The organism is Staphylococcus rostri, assembly GCF_002902145.1.
In the GTDB taxonomy this organism is placed as follows: Bacteria; Bacillota; Bacilli; order Staphylococcales; family Staphylococcaceae; genus Staphylococcus; species Staphylococcus rostri.
In genome coordinates this window covers 1-1,009 of sequence record NZ_PPRF01000091.1, presented here as the reverse complement: position 1 = coordinate 1,009, position 1,009 = coordinate 1, and the positions used below count along the sequence as shown (strand labels likewise).

The 1,009-nt window shown below is 45.4% G+C and carries 2 protein-coding genes; both read left to right on the top strand.

Annotated features, from left to right (window positions below):
* Positions 1 to 389: deoxyribose-phosphate aldolase (gene deoC / locus CD122_RS10510; RefSeq protein ID WP_103358923.1), on the top strand; the 389-nt coding region annotated here is incomplete at its 5' end.
* Positions 390 to 417: 28 nt separating this feature from the next.
* A partial coding sequence (locus CD122_RS10505) for a phosphopentomutase (RefSeq protein ID WP_103358922.1) occupies positions 418 to 1,009 on the top strand: 592 nt, incomplete at its 3' end.

The following is a 1,009-nucleotide window of genomic DNA, read 5'->3' as shown; positions in this document are numbered from 1 at the left end:
TTAACATCGGCGCATTAAAAGACGGTCGTTATGATGACGTACAAGCAGACATCGCAGCGGTTGTAGAAGCATCAGGCGATAAAACTGTAAAAGTCATTATCGAAACTGTGTTATTAACAGATGAAGAAAAAGTGAAAGCAAGCGAATTATCAAAAGCTGCAGGTGCGGACTTTGTGAAAACATCAACTGGTTTTGCAGGCGGTGGCGCAACACCTGAAGACGTGAAATTAATGAAAGACACAGTCGGTGACGATGTAGAAGTAAAAGCATCAGGTGGTGTGCGTAACTTGGCAGACTTCCAAGCGATGTTAGAAGCAGGCGCAACACGTGTGGGCGCGAGCGCAGGCGTACAAATTATGCAAGGGTTAGAAGCAGACACGGATTATTAAGATAGAAACTATAATAGGAGTGATTGTGATGACAGCACCATTTCAACGCGTTCATTTAATCGTAATGGACTCAGTAGGAATCGGGGAAGCACCCGATGCGAAGGCATTCAACGATGAAGGATCACATACTTTAAAACATACGCTAGAAGGCTTTGACCAAAAGTTACCGAACTTGGAAGGTCTAGGCTTAGGTAATATTGACGACTTACCAGTTGTCGGTCGTGTCGATGAACCGGCAGGCTACTACACAAAAATGAGCGAAGCATCTGTTGGGAAAGATACAATGACAGGTCACTGGGAAATTATGGGCTTAAACATTAACGAACCATTCAAAGTGTACCCAAACGGCTTCCCAGACGAACTTGTTGCGGAAATTGAACGCTTAACGGGACGTAAAGTCGTGGCGAACCGTCCGGCGTCAGGCACACAAATTATTGACGAGTGGGGTGCCCACCAGATGGAAACAGGCGACCTAATCGTCTACACATCTGCGGATCCAGTGCTACAAATCGCGGCACACGAAGATATCATTCCACTTGAAGAACTGTATGATATTTGTGAGAAAGTCCGCGAGTTAACGAAAGATCCGAAATACTTGATTGGACGTATCATTGCCCGTC